This window comes from Streptomyces sp. NEAU-174, from assembly GCF_052665095.1.
Genome location: NZ_JBQTCE010000010.1, coordinates 260247 through 277927 on the forward strand (window position 1 = coordinate 260247; position 17681 = coordinate 277927).

Here is a 17681-nt window from a genome sequence, read left to right on the forward strand (position 1 = left end):
GGGCGTGGAACAAAAGGTCACATTCGTTCACTGACATTGGACACGGTTCGGCCAAACGGGCATCATCATCGACCATGGCTGACCGCTCCGTTGAGCACTCAGGGCCGAGGCCCGATCTCGAACGTCGTGTGGTGAACCCGACGCTCATCACGCCCGGCCCACAGCCCCTCGAAGCCGGACCGCCCGCGGACGAGGCACAGGTGCTCCGCGGTGAGGTGATCGGACCCCGGCACGCCCGCCGCCGCCCGGTGGACAACCGGCGCAAGGCGGCCGCCGGGGCGATTCTCCTGTCGGCCACCGGCGCGGCCACCGCGCTCTTCATGTTCATGGGCAAGGACGCCCGTCAGGCGACGGCCGCCTCCGGCCACGACAGCTCGTCGGCCGCGCCCGACGAGCCCGAGAGCCATGCCGTCCCGTACGCCGAGGCGGCGAAGGGCGAGACCCCGCTGCGTGGCGCCCGCGCCGAGAAGCCCGAGCCGCAGCCTCCGGCCGCCGCCCAGCCGACCGCTCAGGCCCCGGCGGGCGACTCCGCGCCGGACAAGCCCGCGGCGTCGTCGCCCGGCAAGGGCCGCTCCACCCCGTCCTGGCCGGGGTGGTCGTCCCGGGGGCCGGGGCAGTACGACGACTGGCAGGACGCGGTGGAGGCGTTCGACAGCTGGGCGGAGCAGCAGGCCAGGCAGCGCGGCCAGGACGGCGGCTCCGGGCCGTACGGGCCAGGTCAGGGGCAGGGCCAGAGCGGCGGTTACGGCGGCGGGTACGGGAACGGCGGCGGAGACGGCTACGGCGGCGGCTATGGCGGCGGGAACGGCCATGGCGGGGGCTATGGCGGCGGGTACGGGGGCGGCTACGGCGGTGGCCACTGGCGCTGACCGCGCCCCCGATCTGCTTGTATGGCGGTATGCCTGATCAGGAACCGCTTTCCGCCGACGAACTGCTGGACATCGTGGACGAGCGGGATCGCGTGGTGGGCCAGGCCCGACGCGGTGACGCCATGGCCCACCGGCTCCGCCACCGCTGCGTCTTCATCCAGGCGCGGGACGCCCAGGGCCGGATCTTCGTCCACCGCCGCACCGCCGAGAAGCTGGTCTTCCCCTCGCTGTACGACATGTTCGTCGGCGGGGTCGTCGGCGCGGGCGAGGGCTACGACGAGGCGGCGCTGCGCGAGGCGGAGGAGGAGCTGGGGGTGCGCGGGCTGCCCGCGCCCGTACCGCTGTTCTCGTTCCTCTACGAGACGCCCGAGCACACCTGGTGGAGCCGGGTCTACGAGGTGCGCTGCGAGCTGCCGGTCGATCCGCAGACCGAGGAGGTCGCCTGGCACGCCTTTCTCACCGAGGAGGAGCTGACCCGGCGGCTGCCGGAGTGGGAGTGGGTGCCGGACGGGTGGGAGGCGTACCGGCGGCTGGTGGAGTGGCGGCGTGAGAAGGTCGAAAGGTGACGGATTCTTCCGGGCCCGGGCCCGGGCCCTCGGGGCCTTCCCGCCACACCGGGCCGCGTGACGGTGGCCGCGCCTCGGCGGTCTCGGACATCCGGCTGTGGTTCGCGCCGGAGCGGCTGCGGGAGGAGGGCGACACCCCCGACTACCGCTTCTCGCTCGCCAACGAACGGACCTTCCTGGCGTGGCTGCGCACCGCGATGGCGCTGGTGGGCGGCGGGTTCGCGGTCGACCAGTTCCTCCCGGAGACCGGCCGCCCGCTGCGGCTCGCGCTGGCGCTCATACTGCTGGCGGCCGGCGCGCTGTGCGCCCTGCGGGCCATCAGCCACTGGGTCCGCTGCGAGCGGGCCATGCGGCGCGGCGAGGACCTGCCGGCGTCCCGCTTCCCGATCGCGCTGGGGCTCGCGGTCGGGGTGGTCGCCCTGCTGATGGTGATCGTGGCCGCCTTCGGGTGGGGCGGGTGAGCCGGGAGGTGTGAGGCGATGCCGGAAGGGAATGGGACCCACGGATCCCGCACGCGGGACCGGGACCCCGGCCTCCAGCCGGAGCGGACGCGGCTGGCGTGGCGCCGTACGACGCTGGCGTGCGCGGTGGCCGCCTCGCTCGCGGGTCGGCAGACGCTGCACAGCGGGATCGACCCGGTCTCGCTCGTGGTCCTGGCCCTGGTGGTGCTGGCCTGGCTGGCCTTCCTGGCCCTGGCCCACCACCGCATCCGGGCCATGCACGCGCCTCGGCCGCCCGCCCTGTCCCCGCGGGCGGCCGCGGCCGCGGTCACGTGCACGGTCGTGCTGGCGGCGCTGGGGGCGGCGACACTGCGATAGGGGTGAGCGGGGCCCTGCTGGCTGGGGCCGGGGGCGCGAGTGCGGCCCCGGGGCACGGGTATCGCCGGGGGCGCGAGTGCGGCTCGGGGGCGCCTGCGGCGGGCGATTCCCCACCCCGCCCCTTCCCGATACAAGGGGCTCCGCCCCTTGACCCCACCGGGGCTCCGCCCCGGACCCCAGCCGTGCGCCGCCTCGCGCAGAACCGGGGGCAGAGCCCCAAGGAAGCGAGCCCGTACACCCGTCAGCGTCCGAGCAGCCCCCAACCGGGGACCCGGGCGGAGCCCTGGCGAGGTCCGGGGCAAAGCCCTGACGGGGCCCGGGGGACGGGGCCGGGACTCAGCCCGCCGCAGGCACCCCCGGCCCGCGCCTAAGCCCCAGACGGGGTGCCCAGGGCGGAACCCCGACGGGGGCCAAGGGGCAGAGCTGACGGGGCCCGGGGCGGAACCCTGGCGGGGCCCGCGGCAGAGCTGACGGGGCCCGGGGCAGAGCCCTGGCGGGGCCCGCGGCAGAGCTGACGGGGCCCGGGGCGGAACCCTGACGGGGCCCGGGGCAAAGCTGGCGGGGTCCAAGCGGCGGAGCCCTGGCGGGGTCCAAGCGGCGGAGCCCTGGCGGGGTCCAAGCGGCGGAGCCCTGGCGGGGTCCAAGCGGCGGAGCCCTGGCGGGGTTCAAGGGGCGGAGCCCCTTGTTTCGGGAAGGGGCGGGGAGGGGAACAGCCCGCCGCAGGCGGGGTGCGCTCAGTCCACCGTGATGGCGATCTTGCCCCTGACGTGGCCCTCCATGCTCAGCCGCTGCGCGTCCGCCGTCTTCTGGAGGGGAAAGACCGCGGAGACCTCGACACCCAGGGCGCCGCGTTCGGCGAGGTCGGTGAGGTCCTGAAGGTCGTCGGGGTCGGGGCGGACGAAGACGTAGTGGCCGCCCAGGCCGAGGACGGCGGGGTCGGCGATGGAGGCCAGGCGGCCTTCGGGGGCGAGGAGTTCGGAGGAGACGGCGAGCGCGTCGCCGCCGACGAGGTCGAGCACGGCGTCCACCCCGTCCGGGGCGAGGCCGCGGACCCGGTCGGCGAGCCCGTCCCCGTACACCGTCGGCTCGGCGCCCAGCGCCCGCAGATACTCGTGGTTGCGCTCCCCCGCCGTGCCGATCACCCGCGCCCCCATGTGCCGCGCCAGCTGCACCGCCATCGAGCCGACCCCGCCCGCCCCCGCGTGCACCAGCACCGTGTCGCCCTCGCCGACCCTCAGCGCCCGCACCAGGCACTGGTACGCCGTCAGGCCCGCCAGCGGGATGCCCGCGGCCTGGGTGAAGGAGAGGTTCCGCGGTTTGCGGGCGAGGGTGCGAACGGGCGCGGCCACATACTCGGCGCAGGTGCCCCGGGAGAGGAAGTCCTCCCGTACGTACCCGATCACCTCGTCACCGGGCCGGAACTCCGTCACCGCCGGGCCCGGCTGCTCCACCACCCCCGCGACGTCCCAGCCGGGGATGACCGGGAAGACCGCGTCCAGGACCGGTTCGAGGTATCCGGCCTGGGCCTTCCAGTCGACGGGGTTCACGGCGGCGGCCTTGACCCTGATCAGCACGGAGTCGGGGCCGACCTTGGGCTCCGGCCGCTCCCCGTACTCCAGGATCTCGGGGCCGCCGTAGCGGCGGTAGCTGATGGCCTTCATGGTGGCGCTCCTCGCGGTCTTCGCGGTTCGTGGCGGGTTCGCGGGTTCGTTTGCGGGTTCGTGGGTTCGTTCGCGGGTTCGTGGGTTCGTTCGCGGGTTCCCCGTCCCGGCCTGTTCTCGCCCGCCCCTCCCCTTCGACGCTCCTGCTCGCCCACCGCCACCGCAAATCCGCACCCGCTACGCCGGGCCCTGCACCGCCAGCGGCGGCAGCGCGGCGCGCGGCTCCACCCCGCCGAACCAGAAGCCCAGCAGAAACGCCACCGTGGACTCCAGCAGTCGGGCCCGCTCCAGACCGCCGCCGTCGAGCGGTACGCAGCCCATGTCGCGGACCAGGGTCCGTACCGCCTCCAGGGCGCCCTCGTCGTCCCCGCACAGCGGAACCCCCAGCGGGCCGTCGGCGAAGACCGGCGGGGTCATCCGCCACACCGCGTCCGCGCAGTGGCAGAACCCCTTCACGACCCGCGCCCCGACGGCCCGCGCCGCGATCCGTTCGGCCATGCCCGGTCCGCCGTCCGTGGCGAGGGTGAAGCGGCCGGGGACGATCGCGTTGGTGCAGTCGATCAGCGCCCGGCCGCCCAGCGTCCCCTCGGCCGCACCGGCCGCCTCCAGGGCCGCCTCGACGCCCTCGTACGCCACCGCCAGCAGCGTCACCTCACCGAATCCCGCGGCCTCGCGCAGCGTCCCCGCCCGCGCGCCGTGGCCGATCCGCGCGGCCAGCGCCGCCGCCTTCGGCCGCGAGCGGCCGCCGATCAGCAGCTCATGGCCCGCCCGCGCCCACTGGGTCCCCAGCGCGTCGGCCATATTGCCCGTGCCCAGCACTCCGATCCGCATCGCGGTCTCCTCGTCATCGCCCGTCGTAGGGCAGCGACACTAGGAAGTCCGTCGCACACCGCGCGGTGTGCGACGGATGCGCTAGGACGGCGGCCAGGAGGTCATCAGTGAGCGAACCGGCGACGACGGCACGGCCCACCGCCCCGGACGGATTTATCGCCGACTGCCGGGCGCGGCTGGGCTTCGATCTGCTGGCCCGCACCTGGACCGCCGTCGTGATCTTCGGGCTGCGGGAGGGGCCGCGCCGCCCCGGCGAGCTGCGTGCGGCCATCGGCGGCATCAGCGCGAAGGTGCTCAACGACACCCTGCGCCGCCTGGAGGACGACGGGCTGGTGGAGCGACACCGGTACGCGGAGGCGCCGCCCCGGGTCGAGTACGGGCTGACCCCGCTCGGGGAGACCCTGCTGGGGCCGGTCGAGGCGCTCGGCGCCTGGTCGGTGGAGTACGGGGACGCGGTGGTCGAGGCCCAGGAGCGGGCCGAGCGGCGACGGGAGCGGGGGCGGTAGCCCTCGAACCACCACGTCACATGCCACGCCACACGCCGCACACCACGTCACACCCCACGCCACGCCCCCCGTCATCCCCACCCGCACCCGAGACCCACTGGACTACATACCGACTGGTCGGCATCATGAGGCGGGACGAACGGTCCGCCCGTTCCCGTATACGAGTACGAGAGAGGTTCGATGAACGCAGGCAATCCCCCAGGGCTCGACCTCGAACGGCTCCGCGCCCATCTCGACCGCGAACGCGCGGGGCTGGTACGCGGGCCGCTGCGGGCCGAGCTGATCGAAGGCGGCCGCTCGAATCTCACCTACACGGTCACCGACGGCACGTCCCGCTGGGTGGTCCGCCGTCCGCCACTGGGCCATGTGCTCGCCACCGCCCATGACATGGCGCGGGAGCACCGCGTGATCAGCGCCCTGCACCCGACGGCCGTGCCGGTGCCGGAGCCGGTGCTGCTGTGCGAGGACGACTCGGTCATCGGATCGCCCTTCTACGTCATGGAGTTCGTCGAGGGCACCCCGTACCGCACCGCCGAGCAGCTCGCGGCCATCGGCCCGGAGCGCACCCGGGAGGTCGTGCTCTCCCTCGTCGACACGCTCGTGACGCTGCACGCCGTCGACCCGGCCGAGGTCGGGCTCGGTGACTTCGGGCGCCCGGAGGGGTTCCTGGAGCGGCAGCTGCGCCGCTGGGGCAAGCAGCTGACCGCCTCGCGCAGCCGTGAGCTGGCCGGGATCGACGAGCTGCACACCCGGCTCGCCAAGGCGCTCCCGGCCTCCCCCGCGCCCACGGTCGTGCACGGCGACTACCGTCTCGACAACGTCCTGGTGAACGCCGACGACCGGATCACCGCGATCCTCGACTGGGAGATGTCCACGCTCGGCGATCCGCTGACCGATCTCGGACTGATCGTGATGTACAGCGGTCATCCGAATCTCGCCGACTCCCCCATCTCCTCCACCCAGGGCGCCCCCGGCCACCCCTCCACGGACGAGCTGATCCAGCGCTACGCCGAGGGTTCCGGGCGCGATGTCAGCGGCGTCTCCTGGTACACCGCCTTCGCCTACTTCAAGCTGGCGGTGATCCTCGAGGGCATTCACTACCGCTACACCCTCGGCCAGACCCTCGGCACGGGCTTCGACCGCATCGGCGACATCGTCCCCGCCTTCATCGACCACGGCCTCACCACCCTCCAGGAGAGCTGATCCCGTCATGGACTTCGCATTCGACGCCCGGACCGAAGAGCTCCGCGCCAAGCTGCTCGCCTTCATGGACGAGCACGTCCATCCCGCGGAGGCGGTCGCCGAGCGGCAGCGGGCCGCCCTCGACTCGCCCTGGCTGACCCCGCCGATCGTCGAGGAGCTCAAGGCCGAGGCGCGCCGCCAGGGGCTGTGGAACCTCTTCCTGCCCGACGCCGAGTACGGCGCGGGGCTGACCAACCTCCAGTACGCGCCGCTCGCCGAGATCACCGGCCGCAGCCCCCAGCTGGCCCCCACCGCCCTGAACTGCGCCGCCCCCGACACCGGCAACATGGAGGTGCTCGCCCAGTTCGGCGACGAGCGGCAGCGCAAGCAGTGGCTGGAGCCGCTGCTCGCGGGCGAGATCCGGTCGGCCTTCGCGATGACCGAGCCCGAGGTCGCCTCGTCCGACGCGACCAATATCGAGACCCGGATCGAGCGCGACGGCGACGAGTACGTCATCACCGGGCGCAAGTGGTACATCTCCGGGGCGATGAACCCCGACTGCAAGATCTTCATCGTGATGGGCAAGACCGACCCGGAGGGCGCCGATGTGCGCCGTCAGCAGTCGATGGTGCTGGTGCCGCGCGACACGCCGGGCGTCGAGGTGCGGCGGGCGATGCGGGTGTACGGCTACGAGGACCACTACCACGGCGGCCACGCCGAGGTGGTCTTCGACCGGGCGCGGGTGCCGGTGAGCAACCTCATCGGCGAGGAGGGCGGCGGTTTCGCCATCGCCCAGGCCCGCCTCGGGCCCGGCCGGATCCACCACTGCATGCGGCTGATCGGCATGGCCGAGCGCGGGATCGAGCTAATGTGCCGTCGGGCGGTGGCCCGGCAGGCGTTCGGCAAGGCGCTCGCCCAGCAGGGGCAGGTGCACGAGTGGATCGCGGACGCGCGGGTGGCGGTCGAGCAGCTGCGGCTGCTGGTGCTGAAGACGGCCTGGCTGATGGACACGGCGGGCAACCGCGAGGCGCATACCGAGATCCAGGCCATCAAGATCGCGACGCCCCGGACGGTGGTGGAGATCCTGGACCGGGCGGTGCAGTTGCATGGGGCGGGTGGGGTGAGCCAGGACTTTCCGCTGGCCGAGTTGTGGGCTGCGGCGCGGACGTTGCGGCTGGCGGATGGGCCGGATGAGGTGCATCAGCGGTCGTTGGCGCGGCGGGAGTTGAAGCGGTACCAGTAGGGGTGCGGGCGCGGGGCTTCTTTCCCCAGCCCCGCCCCTTCCCGTAACCGGGGCTCCGCCCCGGACCCCGGTCCTCAATCGCCGGACGGGCTGGAAATCCAGCCCGTCCGGCGTTTGAGGACATTTACGGCCGCAGCGCGCGCATCAGCAAATCGGCCAAGTGGTCGGCGACCTCCTGGGGGGCCCAGCGGCCGCCGGGGCGGTACCACGTGCCCAGGTGGTGGACGGAGCCGAAGTGGTAGTCCACCACCAGGTCCGCCGGGGTCCGGGTGCTGAACACCCCGGTCCGCTGCCCCTCCTCGATCAGCGCGCGGAACCGCTCGTGGTAGCGGCGCCGCTCGGCGCGCACCTGCTTGTGCTTCTCCGGGCTGAGTTGGTGCATCGACCGGAAGAAGATGGTCGCGTCGTCGAGGTTCTCGATGGTGGTGACCACGACATCGGCCGCCGCCTCCCGCAGCCGCGTCTCCACCGGCGCGTCCGCGTCCGCGAAGGCGTCCAGCCGCTCCTGCTGGAGCCGGAGCACCCGGCCGTAGATCTCGTGGAGCAGATCGTCCTTGGAGCCGAAGTAGTGGTAGAGCGCGCCCTTCGTGACGCCCGCCGCCTCGACGATCTCCTGTACGGACGTCCGGTCGTAGCCGCGCTCCGCGAAGAGGCGGGTGGCAGCGGCCAGCAGCCGCTGTGGCACCGGCTGCCCGTCACCGTCCGTCGCTCTGGCCATGGTCGCCACCCGTTCTCTTCCTCTTCTCTCTCATCCTCGCAGTTCCCGCCGGAGGATCTTGCCACTGGTCGTCTTCGGAAGCTCCGGCAGGATCTCCACCTCGCGGGGGTACTTGTACGCGGCAAGCCGCTCCGCACAGTACGCGGACAGCTCGTCCGGTGTGACCTCGGCCCCTGACCGGAGGCTCACATACGCCTTGACCGTCTCGCCGCGGTACGTGTCGGGTTTGCCGACGACCGCCGCCTCCCGCACGGCGGGGTGAGTGTAGAGCACGTCCTCGACCTCACGCGGCCAGACCTTGAACCCCGAGGCGTTGATCATGTCCTTCTTGCGGTCGACCACGTACAGCCAGCCGCCCTCGTCCATGAAACCGATGTCGCCGGTGCGCAGTTCCCCGTCGGGGAGGGCGGCCGCGGTCGCCTCCGGGCGCCGCCAGTAGCCGGGCACCACCATCGGGCCGCGGACGACGATCTCGCCCTGCTCGCCGAACGGCACGTCCCGCCCCTCCTCGTCCGCGATGCGCACGACGGTGTCGGCGCCGGGGACGCCGACGGCGAGGGTGCCGGAGACGGGGTCGACGGGGGCGCGGACCCCGGGCGGGACGCTGGCGCAGGGCGCGGTGCACTCGGTGAGCCCGTAGCCGTTGTGCAGATACGGGCCGAAGCCGCTCTGGAACCGCTCGACCAGCGCGGGCGGCAGCGGGGCGCCGCCGGAGGAGATGATCCGGAAGGACGAGAAGTGGTCGCGGGTGGCCCGGGGGTGGGCCATCAGCGCCATGAAGGCGGTGGAGGGGCCCACGGTGTAGACGGGGCGGTGCTCGGCGAAGGCGTCGAGGACGACGCCGGTCTCGAAGCGGTAGGCCAGGGCCAGGGTGCCGGCTCCGGACACGCACGCGCACAGCTCGCAGACCATGCCGGTGATGTGGAACAGCGGGGCCAGCGCGAAGATCGTCGAACCGGTGGGCAGCTCATGGAGGAGGTGCTGCCGGTCGGCGTTGTACGAGATGTTGCCGTGGGTGTTGGTGGCGCCCTTGGGGGTGCCGCTGGTCCCGGAGGTGTAGCTGATCAGCGCGATGTCGTCGGAGCCGGGAGCCGGGACGGACGGCGGGCGGGCCCCGGCGCGGGCGGCGGCGAGGAGGTCCTCGGTGTCCTCGGGGACCGGGATGGGCTGGTCGCGCAGCACCCGCTCGTCGTCGCGGGTCTGGAAGTCGCGGGCGTCGGCGGTGAGCGCGATGCGCACCGGGGACGCGGCGGCCGTGTCGCGTATGTAGTCCTCCCAGCCGTGGCGGGAACAGACCAGGGCGCTCACCTCGGCGTCGCCGAGGATGTGCGCGAGCTCGGCGCCCTTGTACATGGGGTTGACCGGAACGACCGTGCCGCCCGCCTTCCACGCGCCCAGCAGCGCGAGCACGAAGTGCGGGGTGTTCTGGAGCATGATCGCGAGCCGGTCGCCGGGCCGGAAGCCGCGCTCGGCGAGGTGGCCCGCTATGCCGTCGGAGAGCTCGTCGGCCTCCCGGTAGGTCAGCCGTCCGTCGAAGTACGCGAGCGCCGGATGGTCGGGGGCGGTGCGCACGGCGTCCCGGAACGCGTGCAGCGGACTCGGCCGCGGGACGATCGGCCGGCGCTGCTTCTCATTGAGCTGAGCGAGCCATGGCTGGTCCTGGTACGTGGTCATGGGTGCGGCCCTGTCTCGACGGGGGTGAGGGTGGTGGGGCGGGGAGGTACGAAAGGTGGTGGCGCGGGGAGGTGCGAAAGAGGCGGGAGGCAGGAAAGATACGGGAGCGCCGGGCCGCAGGGTCAGCCCGATGTCCCGGATGACGCCTCAGGTCCCGGACGCCGCCTCGAGCTCTTCGAGCTTGCGCTGAAGCTTGTTGATACCGCCCAGCCAGCGGTCGGTGTCGCCCGCGCGGGCGGCGTAGTGGCGGGCCACCTCGGGGTGCGGAAGGATCAGGAAGCGCTCCTCGTCGATGCCCGCGAGGACGGCGTCGGCCACCTGCTCGGGCTCGATCGCGGTGGGCGCCAGCACCAGCTCCCCGGCGGTCCCGGAGGCGGTGAGCATGTCGGTGCGCACCCCCTGCGGGCAGACGGCGTGGACGCCGATGCCGCGGTGGCGGTAGGTGGCCGAGAGGTATTCGGCGAAGGCGAGCGCGGCGTGCTTGGAGACGGCGTACGGCGCCGAGCCGATCATGGTGAGGAGCCCGGCGGCGGAGACGGTGGCCACGAAGCGGCCGCTGCCGCGCTCCAGCCACTCGGGCAGCAGCTCCCGGGCGGCCCGCACATGGGCCATCACATTGACGTCCCAGGAGTGCTGCCACAGCGCGTCGTCGGCCTCGGGTCCGCCGTCTTGGCCGACGCCCGCGTTGGCGCAGAAGATGTCGATGGAGCCGCCCAGCGCCTCGCGCGCCGCGGGTACGACACCTGAGGCGTCACCGGGGACGGGGATCCCGCCGATCTCCCCGGCGACGGAGGCGGCCTTGGCGGCGTCGAGGTCGTTGACCACGACCCGGGCGCCCTCGGCGGCGAAGCGCCGGGCGAGGGCGGCGCCGATGCCGCCGCCCGCTCCGGTGACCACTACACGCGCCCCACGCACGGTACCCACGATTCGCAGCTCCTCGGCTCGGCTCGGATCGGCTTCCGCCCGGCCCGGCTCCTGCCCGGCCCGGCTTCCGCCCAGCAGACTAACCAGTCGGTATGTATAAACGGAAGAGGCATATCCGCCACCCAGTGGACGGCCGGGGGGTTACCCGTCGGCGGCGGGCGGGTTACCGGCCGGGGCGCTCCTTGCGCATGACGCTGCGCCACCGCGCGTTCTCCCCGGCGAGCGCGCTCCACAGCACGTTGAGCGGATGGCCGGCGTCCTGCGCGGTGCGCTCCCCGGCCCGTACGAACACCCCGACCAGCACTTCCAGCTCCGGCCCCATGCCGTCGGTCAGCTCCAGGGTGCGCAGCCCGGCCCCGGCCCGGATCCGTCCGTCGGCCACCGCGTCGCCGATGCCCTCGGTGACCAGCACACAGCCGCGCAGCACCCCCGAGGAGAGCAGCTCAAGGCCGTACTGCACGGTGTCGATCTCGGCCGCGATATGCAGCTCCTGGCGGTAGCGGGCGCCGAACCAGCCGCGCAGGAAGCCGGGTATGAGGCCGTCGGCCGAGACCGCCAGCGGCAGCCGGGGCAGCTCGCTCACCGGGACCGAGGGCCCGGGCAGCTCCTCGGCGTCGAGGCTGGTGACCAGGGACAGCCCGCTGCGCCGCCACTCCATCACCTCGAAGCCGTCGAGCCGGTCGTCGTGGCCCGCCGTGGTGAGGACGCTGCCGCAGACCAGGTCGAGCTCCTTGGCGTCGAGCCGCTGGAGCAGATCCCGGGTGCGCACATGCTCGACCTTGAGCTCGACACCCCGGCCGTCGAATTCCTCGGTGACCAGCTCCACGGCATTCAGCAGAAAGCCGAGGGTGTAACGGGTGGAGCCGACCACGAGCCGGCTGCCGAGCCGGCGGCGGCAGTCGTGCAGCCCCTCCCGCCAGCCCTCCAGGGTGCCGCGCGCGAGTCCGGCGAGGGACTCCCCGGTCGCGGTGAAGAGCACATTCTGACTGCGTCCCCGTTTGACCACCAACGGCTCACCGCACAGTGCGCCGAAGTTCCGGTTCAGGGTGTCCAGTTGTTTCTGCACACTGGACTGCTCCCGCCCCAGCAGCCGGGCGGCGCCCAGCGCGGTGCCCGCCTCATGGACCGCGAGCAACGTCCTGAGCTGGTCCATCGTGGTGTCCAGCAGCGCCGTCGGGTACTGCCATCGATCCTTTAAGGGCATTCCGGCCTTCCGCTCGAAGAGTATTCGGCACCCCAATGACGTTTCCGTTCGCAGCATAGTGCAGCGTCTTGTCATGAACTGATCCGGAGAACAGCTGCGATATTCTTCCGATGGATATTCGGGAATTCGCTATCGCGGGATGGTGACGGAGCCCGGCATTCCAGGTTCCGCCCGTCCCATTCCGGGTAAGTCGAACGGCTGGCCGATTGTCCGACGGCGACCGTACGCGTGTCGTATGGCCAGCGGTCGGGGCAGTTGGGACGATGCACGCACATCGGACCATCCGAGGGGAAAGAACGATGACGGGGATGAGCGTAAGGCCGTACTGGGAGCTGAGATTCGACGCGGACGGGGACGTCGACACCCGGCAGCGGGACCGGCTGCTGGAACAGGCCGCGCAGCAGGAGCTCACCGATCTGGTGGTGTTCTCGCACGGCTGGAACAACACCCGGACCATGGCCACACGGCTGTACGACCGCTTCTTCGCGCCCTTCCCGGGGCTGCTCGGCGAGGCGGGCCCGGCGCGGCCGGGCTATGTGGGAGTGGTGTGGCCGTCGATGCGGTTCGCCGACGAGTCGCTCGGGGGGTTACCCCGGGACCAGGCGCCCGGCGAGCCACCCGGGCTCGACGCGGAGACCCACCGGGCGCTGGACGCGGTCTTCCCGGGGCGGCAGCAGATCGTGGCGCGCCTCGCGGAGCTGCTGGCCGAGCGGCCGGAACGGCTGGCGGCGCTGGACGAGTTCGCGGTGCTGGTGCGCGGCCTGGTGCGGGTGCGCGGGATGTCCGGCGGCGCGGGGGACGCGGCGGACACCGGCGCGGAGCCGGACGAGGACGGCGTACCGGCGATGTTCGGGCAGGACGTGACGGAGGTCTGTGAGCGGTTCGCCGCCGCGCTCACCGAGGCGCGCGGGAAGACCGACGCGGAGGACCGCGCCGTCTTCGACAGCGGGCTCGGCGGGCTCGGCGGCCTCTGGGACGGGGCGCACGAGCTGCTGCGCCAGGGGACGTACTACGTGATGAAGCGGCGGGCCGGCACGGTCGGGCGCGAGGGCCTCGGCCCGGTGCTCGGCGCCCTCGCGGCCCTGCGGACCGCGCCGCGGATCCATCTGGTCGGCCACAGCTTCGGCGCCCGGCTGGTGTCGTTCGCGCTGACCGGGCTGGAGGAGGGCGCCACGGTGGCGTCGGTGACCCTGCTCCAGGGGGCGTTCTCGCACTACGCCTTCGCCGGGCGGCTGCCGCACGCGGCCGACCGCGGCGGGGTGCTGCACCACGCCCCGCGCCGGGTCAGCGGGCCGCTGGTGTCCTGCCATTCGCGCCATGACACCGCGCTGGGGCTGCTGTATCCGGTGGCGTCGCGGGTGTCCTGGGACGATGCCTCGCTGCTGCCGGGCGACCTCCGCTGGGGGGCGATCGGGTACGACGGCGTCCAGGCGGTGGACGGCTGCCCGCGGCTGGAGCTGGCCGAGGCGCTGGACGGCCCATTCCCGGCCGGGGGCTGTGTGAGCGTCGATGTCTCCGAGGTGGTACGGCACGGTGTGCCGCCGGCCGGGGCGCACAGCGACATCTGCCATGAGGAGCTGGCCCGGGTGGTGCTGCGCGCGGGCCGGATCGGAGAGGGGTAACGGACCTGGGGCGGGGCCCCGCCGGATGCGAGGCCCCGCCCCTCATGGCCTCAGCGGTGCGCCGGGAACTCCACGACCTGCTGGAAGGTGGGCCGGTTCTGCCAGCTGATCTTGTCGTGGGTGAGCCCGCCGACGGGCCGCTGGATGATGGTGTCGGCACACCACTGGTCGCCCGCGGAGCAGTTGTCGTCCCCCGGGTAGACCTGCGCGGCGGTCTTGCCCACGGCCGTCTTCAGGCTGGTCAGCAGGGCGTCACGGCAGGCGCCGAGCTGCCCGCCGCCGCAGTACGGGCGGGCCAGCGGGCCCTTGACGTCCTCGCCGAGTAGCGTGCGCAGATCCTTGTCGACATAGGACCACCAGCCGTGCTGGAACGACGACCCGGCGTGCGAACCGGTGGGGCCGTGCCCGGCCGAGGGCGCTTCGTCGACGGACAGATTGGTGCGCAGTGCGTCGTAGAGCCCGTCGCCCAGGCCGGACTTGAACTCGGCCTCGACCAGCAGCGGCCACCAGGCGTCCATGATCCGTACCGCGTCGGCGTGCCCGTAGGTGTGCGAGCCGGCGCTGGTCTCATGGCGCTGTGAGCCCGCCGACTGCCAGGAGTCCAGCTGCTGGACGGCCGTGGCCAGCTGGGGGTCGTCGATGGGCTTGGAGCGCACCACCTTCAGCAGCTCCGGCAGCACGTCCTCGCCGCGCAGATCGGTGACGGCGGCCTCGGCCATGGCCCGGGTGAGCGCGGAGCGGGTGACACCGCCCTTGCGGACCAGGGCGCGCACCCGGTCGTCGAGGAGGTTGCCGCGGTGCACCGAGCCGTTGCCGAAGCCGGCCGCGCTGTAGTCCTTGGCCAGTTTGTTGTTCCAGCTGATGTAGTAGTCCTGGTCGACGGACTGGGGGTGTTCGGCGGGCGGGGTGGCCGCCGCGGTGTTGTCCTTCGGGTCGAAGTCCCGCCACTCATAGGCGGGTTCGGCCTTCACCGGCAGCGAGGAGTCGACGTCCGCGGCGCGCACCGGGTTGAGCCCGCTGTTGTAGTACCCGGTCTGCCGGGAGTCGGCGTAGAACCAGTTGAAGGTGTAGTTGATGTGCTGCGCCGCGCTCTGGAAGGACTTGGCGTCGGTCACATAGCCGGGGTCGTTGAGCATCTGGAAGCCGATGATGGAGTCGGCCTCGTGGCGGTAGGTGGCGCGCAGCAGGGTGTAGGCCACCGGTTTGCCGCCGACCGTCGCCCGGTGGGTGACCAGCCCGTACTTGGTGCGGTAGACCTGCATCCGGTACGAGCCGGCGGCGGTGGAGTCGGCGAGGGTGGGCTTCCAGGCGTTGCGCCGCTCCAGCTTGTCCATCGGCACACAGGCGCCGCGATAGCGGTAGTACGTGGAGTCCAGGGGCGGCGCGGAGCCGTCCGGGGAGCACAGCTCGACCGCGTAGGTGTCGGTGATGTCCTGGGCCGAGGTGGTGGCGCTCCAGGCGTAGTCCTGGCCCCGGCCGAGCTGGACGTACATCCCGACCCCCGCGAAGGAGGCGCCGCGGGCGCTGATCCCCGGGCCCTGGATCTCCTGGAGCATCAGCAGCTGTGGGGCGAAGTAGCCGGTCTGGGGGCCGAAGACGGCCACCGGGTGGCCGCTCGAGGTGTACTTGCCGGAGACCACGAGCGCGTTGGACATGCCCTTCTTGCGGCTGAACAGATCGCGGGGCAGCACCCCGTCGTCGTAGATGCCGCGCAGCGGCTCCAGGGACGACTTGGGGGCCTTGACCCGGGTGCGGGCCTTGGTGGCGGCGCCGCCCTCGCGGTCGTAGACGAGCTGTTCGGGGGTTACCGAGCCGGTGTCGGGCAGGGCGGTGCCCTTAGGCGTAGCGGGCTTGCCGGCGTACGGGAAGCTGCCGTCGCGCACGGTCAGCACCGCCTCCGGGTCGTTGCGCTCCCGGAAGGACTCCCACACCTCGGTGCCCTCGGCGAGGCCGTACTTCTGCTGGGCGGCGAGCAGCGAGAGCGCGCCCTCCACCTCGCCGCCCCCGCCGTTGCCGAAGAGCGCGCCGACGACGGAGGCGAGGGCGATCAGGTCGGTGAGCTTGAACGGCTGGATCTCACCGGCGTTGGTGATCGCGTCGATATGGCCGGTGAGCACGTACTCACCGGGGAAGTACCGGCCGTCCTTGGACTTCTTGGCGTAGGCGTTGATGCCGTCGACATACGCCTGGGCGTCGGCCAGCGCCTGGCGGCCGCGCTCCCCGCCGTGGCTGAGGATGTAGTCGATCTGCGCCTGGTAGTCCGCTTCGGTGTACGGCGCCTGGCGGAAGAAGTCCTGCTCCAGGCCCTGGTTGGCGGGGGCGCCGCCGGCGAAGGGGGTCAGCTCGCCGCGGCCCACGTGGCGGAAGAGGTCCATCAGCCACAGCCGGTCCTGGGCGGCGGCGTATCCGGCGCCGTACTCGGTGCCCTCACGGGTGGTGCCCTGGATGTGCGGGACGCCGGTCTTCTTGTCGCGGGTGATCGTGACGTCGTCGCGCGGCTTGGTCACCGAGGCGACCTGGTCGGCGGGGACTCCGAAGGAGGAGTCGTTGAAGAAGCTGTTCAGCTTGTCGTCGGTGAGCGTGGGGTAGCCGCTCGCCAGATTGCCGTACGGGCCGAGCTGGTCGGCGCTGTGCTCGGGATGGGTGCCCAGCACCCGGTTGGCGAGGATGTCGGCGAGCGTGGCGTTGCCGGTGGCGCCCGGCGGGAGGATGTCGGAGCACTGGCCCCGGCAGTAGTCGGTGGCGGCCGCGGCGGCGGGCTCCGCCCGGGCGGGCGTGGGCACCGGGGCCGCGAGGGCGATGCCGAGGCCGAGCGCGGCGGCCGCGGCGAGCACGGTACTGGTGAGCTTGCGGGTTCTGGTGGGCCTGGGGGTTCGTCGTCGCATGTGCGCTCCTCCCGATTGCCGTCGGACGGAGGTTACCGGCGGTATTAGCGACCCGGAAGATGAGCGGGCGTCAACTTCTTTCCGCTTGTGGGCGGATGAGGACTGCCCGCGAAGATCCAGGGAATTCGATGGATCCGGATCGCGCTGCGTTACGTCCATTCGACAACGAGTCGGGTCCGCAACACGCGGAGGTGGTAGGAAGTGGCCGGTTTCAGAGCACTCGCACGAGAGGTTCGCAATCCACGCAGACACATCACCGCTCGGCGCACATCGCTGCGCAAATGCCTGGAACGGTTCGCGCCGTACGGGCACCGGGCGACCTGGCACCATCTGTGCACCCGCTCCGGGATGACCCCGGAGGATCGCAGGCCGGACCCCCTACGACTGCTCACCGCCCTTGAGGAGCTCGAGGAGGCCCGCACACTGTGGCTCGCGTACGAGGCGGACTTCGCCGCCCGGCGCAGGCAGGAGAAACTTCTCGGCATCCGGCAGCCGAGCGCTGTCGACGACTGGCATCTGCGCACCTGGGGCGGATGCGACATCATTCCCTGCGAGAGCCCCTCGACCCATCCCGACGGCCGCCTCGCGGATGTGCTGCGACGGCTGATCGCGGCGATGGAATCGGGACCGGGGGCGGCCTGCCCGGTATGCACCCGACCGGGCCTGGTCTGGCGCGAGGACCTGGACCGCTACCCCTCGGCCGGACCGGTCTGCGCGGACTGCGGCATCGTGGTGCCGCTGCCGCTGCTGACCACCGAGGCCCTGGCGGCGGCCCGGCGGGTGGTCCGGATGAGCCGGTACGCCGCCGTATGACACCCGGCCGCCCCGGCCGGGAGCGCGCTCGTCGGAACCTTTGAGCACCGGACGACCGGCGAGCGCGCCGGAATCCCTTGAAGACAGCCGTCGATCACCGATGGCCGCCGACACCCGCCGTCGACCGCCGACACTCGCCGTCGACCGCTGACGCACGCCGATGGC

At 72.5% G+C, this 17681-nt stretch carries 16 protein-coding genes; 9 read left to right on the forward strand and 7 right to left on the reverse strand.

What is annotated here, in order from left to right:
- Nucleotides 1–131 precede the first annotated feature (131 nt).
- The 4 genes from ACT2CW_RS28250 to ACT2CW_RS28265 all read left to right on the forward strand — a co-directional run bounded on the left by ACT2CW_RS28250 (nt 132) and on the right by ACT2CW_RS28265 (nt 2253).
- Complete coding sequence (locus ACT2CW_RS28250) at nt 132–869, forward strand: hypothetical protein (protein ID WP_445518645.1); 738 nt, start codon at nt 132–134, stop codon at nt 867–869.
- A 29-nt stretch (nt 870–898) separates the two neighbouring features.
- Nucleotides 899–1435: an NUDIX domain-containing protein gene (locus ACT2CW_RS28255; protein WP_445518646.1), complete on the forward strand. Its 537-nt coding sequence runs from the start codon at nt 899–901 to the stop codon at nt 1433–1435.
- Between the two features lie 89 nt (nt 1436–1524).
- Nucleotides 1525–1896 (forward strand): YidH family protein, encoded by a 372-nt coding sequence (locus ACT2CW_RS28260; RefSeq protein WP_240812848.1) that lies wholly within the window; start codon nt 1525–1527, stop codon nt 1894–1896.
- An 18-nt stretch (nt 1897–1914) separates the two neighbouring features.
- Nucleotides 1915–2253, forward strand: coding sequence for a DUF202 domain-containing protein (locus tag ACT2CW_RS28265; protein ID WP_445518647.1), 339 nt, complete (start codon nt 1915–1917; stop codon nt 2251–2253).
- Nucleotides 2254–2987: 734 nt separating this feature from the next.
- Here ACT2CW_RS28265 and ACT2CW_RS28270 read toward each other — a convergent pair.
- A complete protein-coding gene (locus ACT2CW_RS28270) occupies nt 2988–3914 on the reverse strand; it encodes an NADP-dependent oxidoreductase (protein ID WP_445518648.1) in 927 nt (308 codons plus the stop codon).
- A gap of 177 nt (nt 3915–4091) precedes the next feature.
- Nucleotides 4092–4745: an NADPH-dependent F420 reductase gene (locus ACT2CW_RS28275; RefSeq protein ID WP_138911400.1), complete on the reverse strand. Its 654-nt coding sequence runs from the start codon at nt 4743–4745 to the stop codon at nt 4092–4094.
- 107 nt (nt 4746–4852) lie between these two features.
- On the opposite strand from ACT2CW_RS28275, the gene ACT2CW_RS28280 reads away from it, so the two are divergent.
- The 3 genes from ACT2CW_RS28280 to ACT2CW_RS28290 all read left to right on the forward strand — a co-directional run bounded on the left by ACT2CW_RS28280 (nt 4853) and on the right by ACT2CW_RS28290 (nt 7676).
- Complete coding sequence (locus tag ACT2CW_RS28280; RefSeq protein ID WP_414084316.1) at nt 4853–5251, forward strand: winged helix-turn-helix transcriptional regulator; 399 nt, start codon at nt 4853–4855, stop codon at nt 5249–5251.
- 180 nt (nt 5252–5431) lie between these two features.
- On the forward strand, nt 5432–6454 hold the full coding sequence (locus ACT2CW_RS28285) for a phosphotransferase family protein (protein ID WP_037950059.1): 1023 nt from the start codon (nt 5432–5434) through the stop codon (nt 6452–6454).
- A 7-nt stretch (nt 6455–6461) separates the two neighbouring features.
- Complete coding sequence (locus ACT2CW_RS28290) at nt 6462–7676, forward strand: acyl-CoA dehydrogenase family protein (protein ID WP_445518649.1); 1215 nt, start codon at nt 6462–6464, stop codon at nt 7674–7676.
- A 124-nt stretch (nt 7677–7800) separates the two neighbouring features.
- Here the strand turns inward: ACT2CW_RS28290 and ACT2CW_RS28295 are convergent, their stop codons facing one another.
- From ACT2CW_RS28295 to ACT2CW_RS28310, 4 genes are all read right to left on the reverse strand, one after another.
- On the reverse strand, nt 7801–8394 hold the full coding sequence (locus ACT2CW_RS28295) for a TetR/AcrR family transcriptional regulator (RefSeq protein WP_445518650.1): 594 nt from the start codon (nt 8392–8394) through the stop codon (nt 7801–7803).
- Between the two features lie 30 nt (nt 8395–8424).
- The gene (locus ACT2CW_RS28300; RefSeq protein ID WP_445518651.1) at nt 8425–10068 is read right to left on the reverse strand and encodes a class I adenylate-forming enzyme family protein; all 1644 of its coding nucleotides are present in this window, start codon (nt 10066–10068) and stop codon (nt 8425–8427) included.
- A gap of 147 nt (nt 10069–10215) precedes the next feature.
- Complete coding sequence (locus ACT2CW_RS28305) at nt 10216–10992, reverse strand: SDR family oxidoreductase (protein WP_445518652.1); 777 nt, start codon at nt 10990–10992, stop codon at nt 10216–10218.
- Nucleotides 10993–11155: 163 nt separating this feature from the next.
- On the reverse strand, nt 11156–12196 hold the full coding sequence (locus ACT2CW_RS28310; protein ID WP_445518653.1) for a LysR family transcriptional regulator: 1041 nt from the start codon (nt 12194–12196) through the stop codon (nt 11156–11158).
- Between the two features lie 299 nt (nt 12197–12495).
- Between ACT2CW_RS28310 and ACT2CW_RS28315 the strand changes: the two genes are divergently transcribed.
- Entirely contained in the window at nt 12496–13818 is a 1323-nt protein-coding gene (locus ACT2CW_RS28315; protein WP_445518654.1) for a serine-threonine protein kinase, read from the forward strand.
- 50 nt (nt 13819–13868) lie between these two features.
- Here the strand turns inward: ACT2CW_RS28315 and ACT2CW_RS28320 are convergent, their stop codons facing one another.
- On the reverse strand, nt 13869–16703 hold the full coding sequence (locus ACT2CW_RS28320) for a penicillin acylase family protein (protein WP_445518655.1): 2835 nt from the start codon (nt 16701–16703) through the stop codon (nt 13869–13871).
- 201 nt (nt 16704–16904) lie between these two features.
- Here ACT2CW_RS28320 and ACT2CW_RS28325 point away from each other — a divergent pair, with 201 nt between their 5' ends.
- Nucleotides 16905–17516, forward strand: coding sequence for a hypothetical protein (locus ACT2CW_RS28325; protein WP_164434114.1), 612 nt, complete (start codon nt 16905–16907; stop codon nt 17514–17516).
- Nucleotides 17517–17681: the final 165 nt, after the last annotated feature.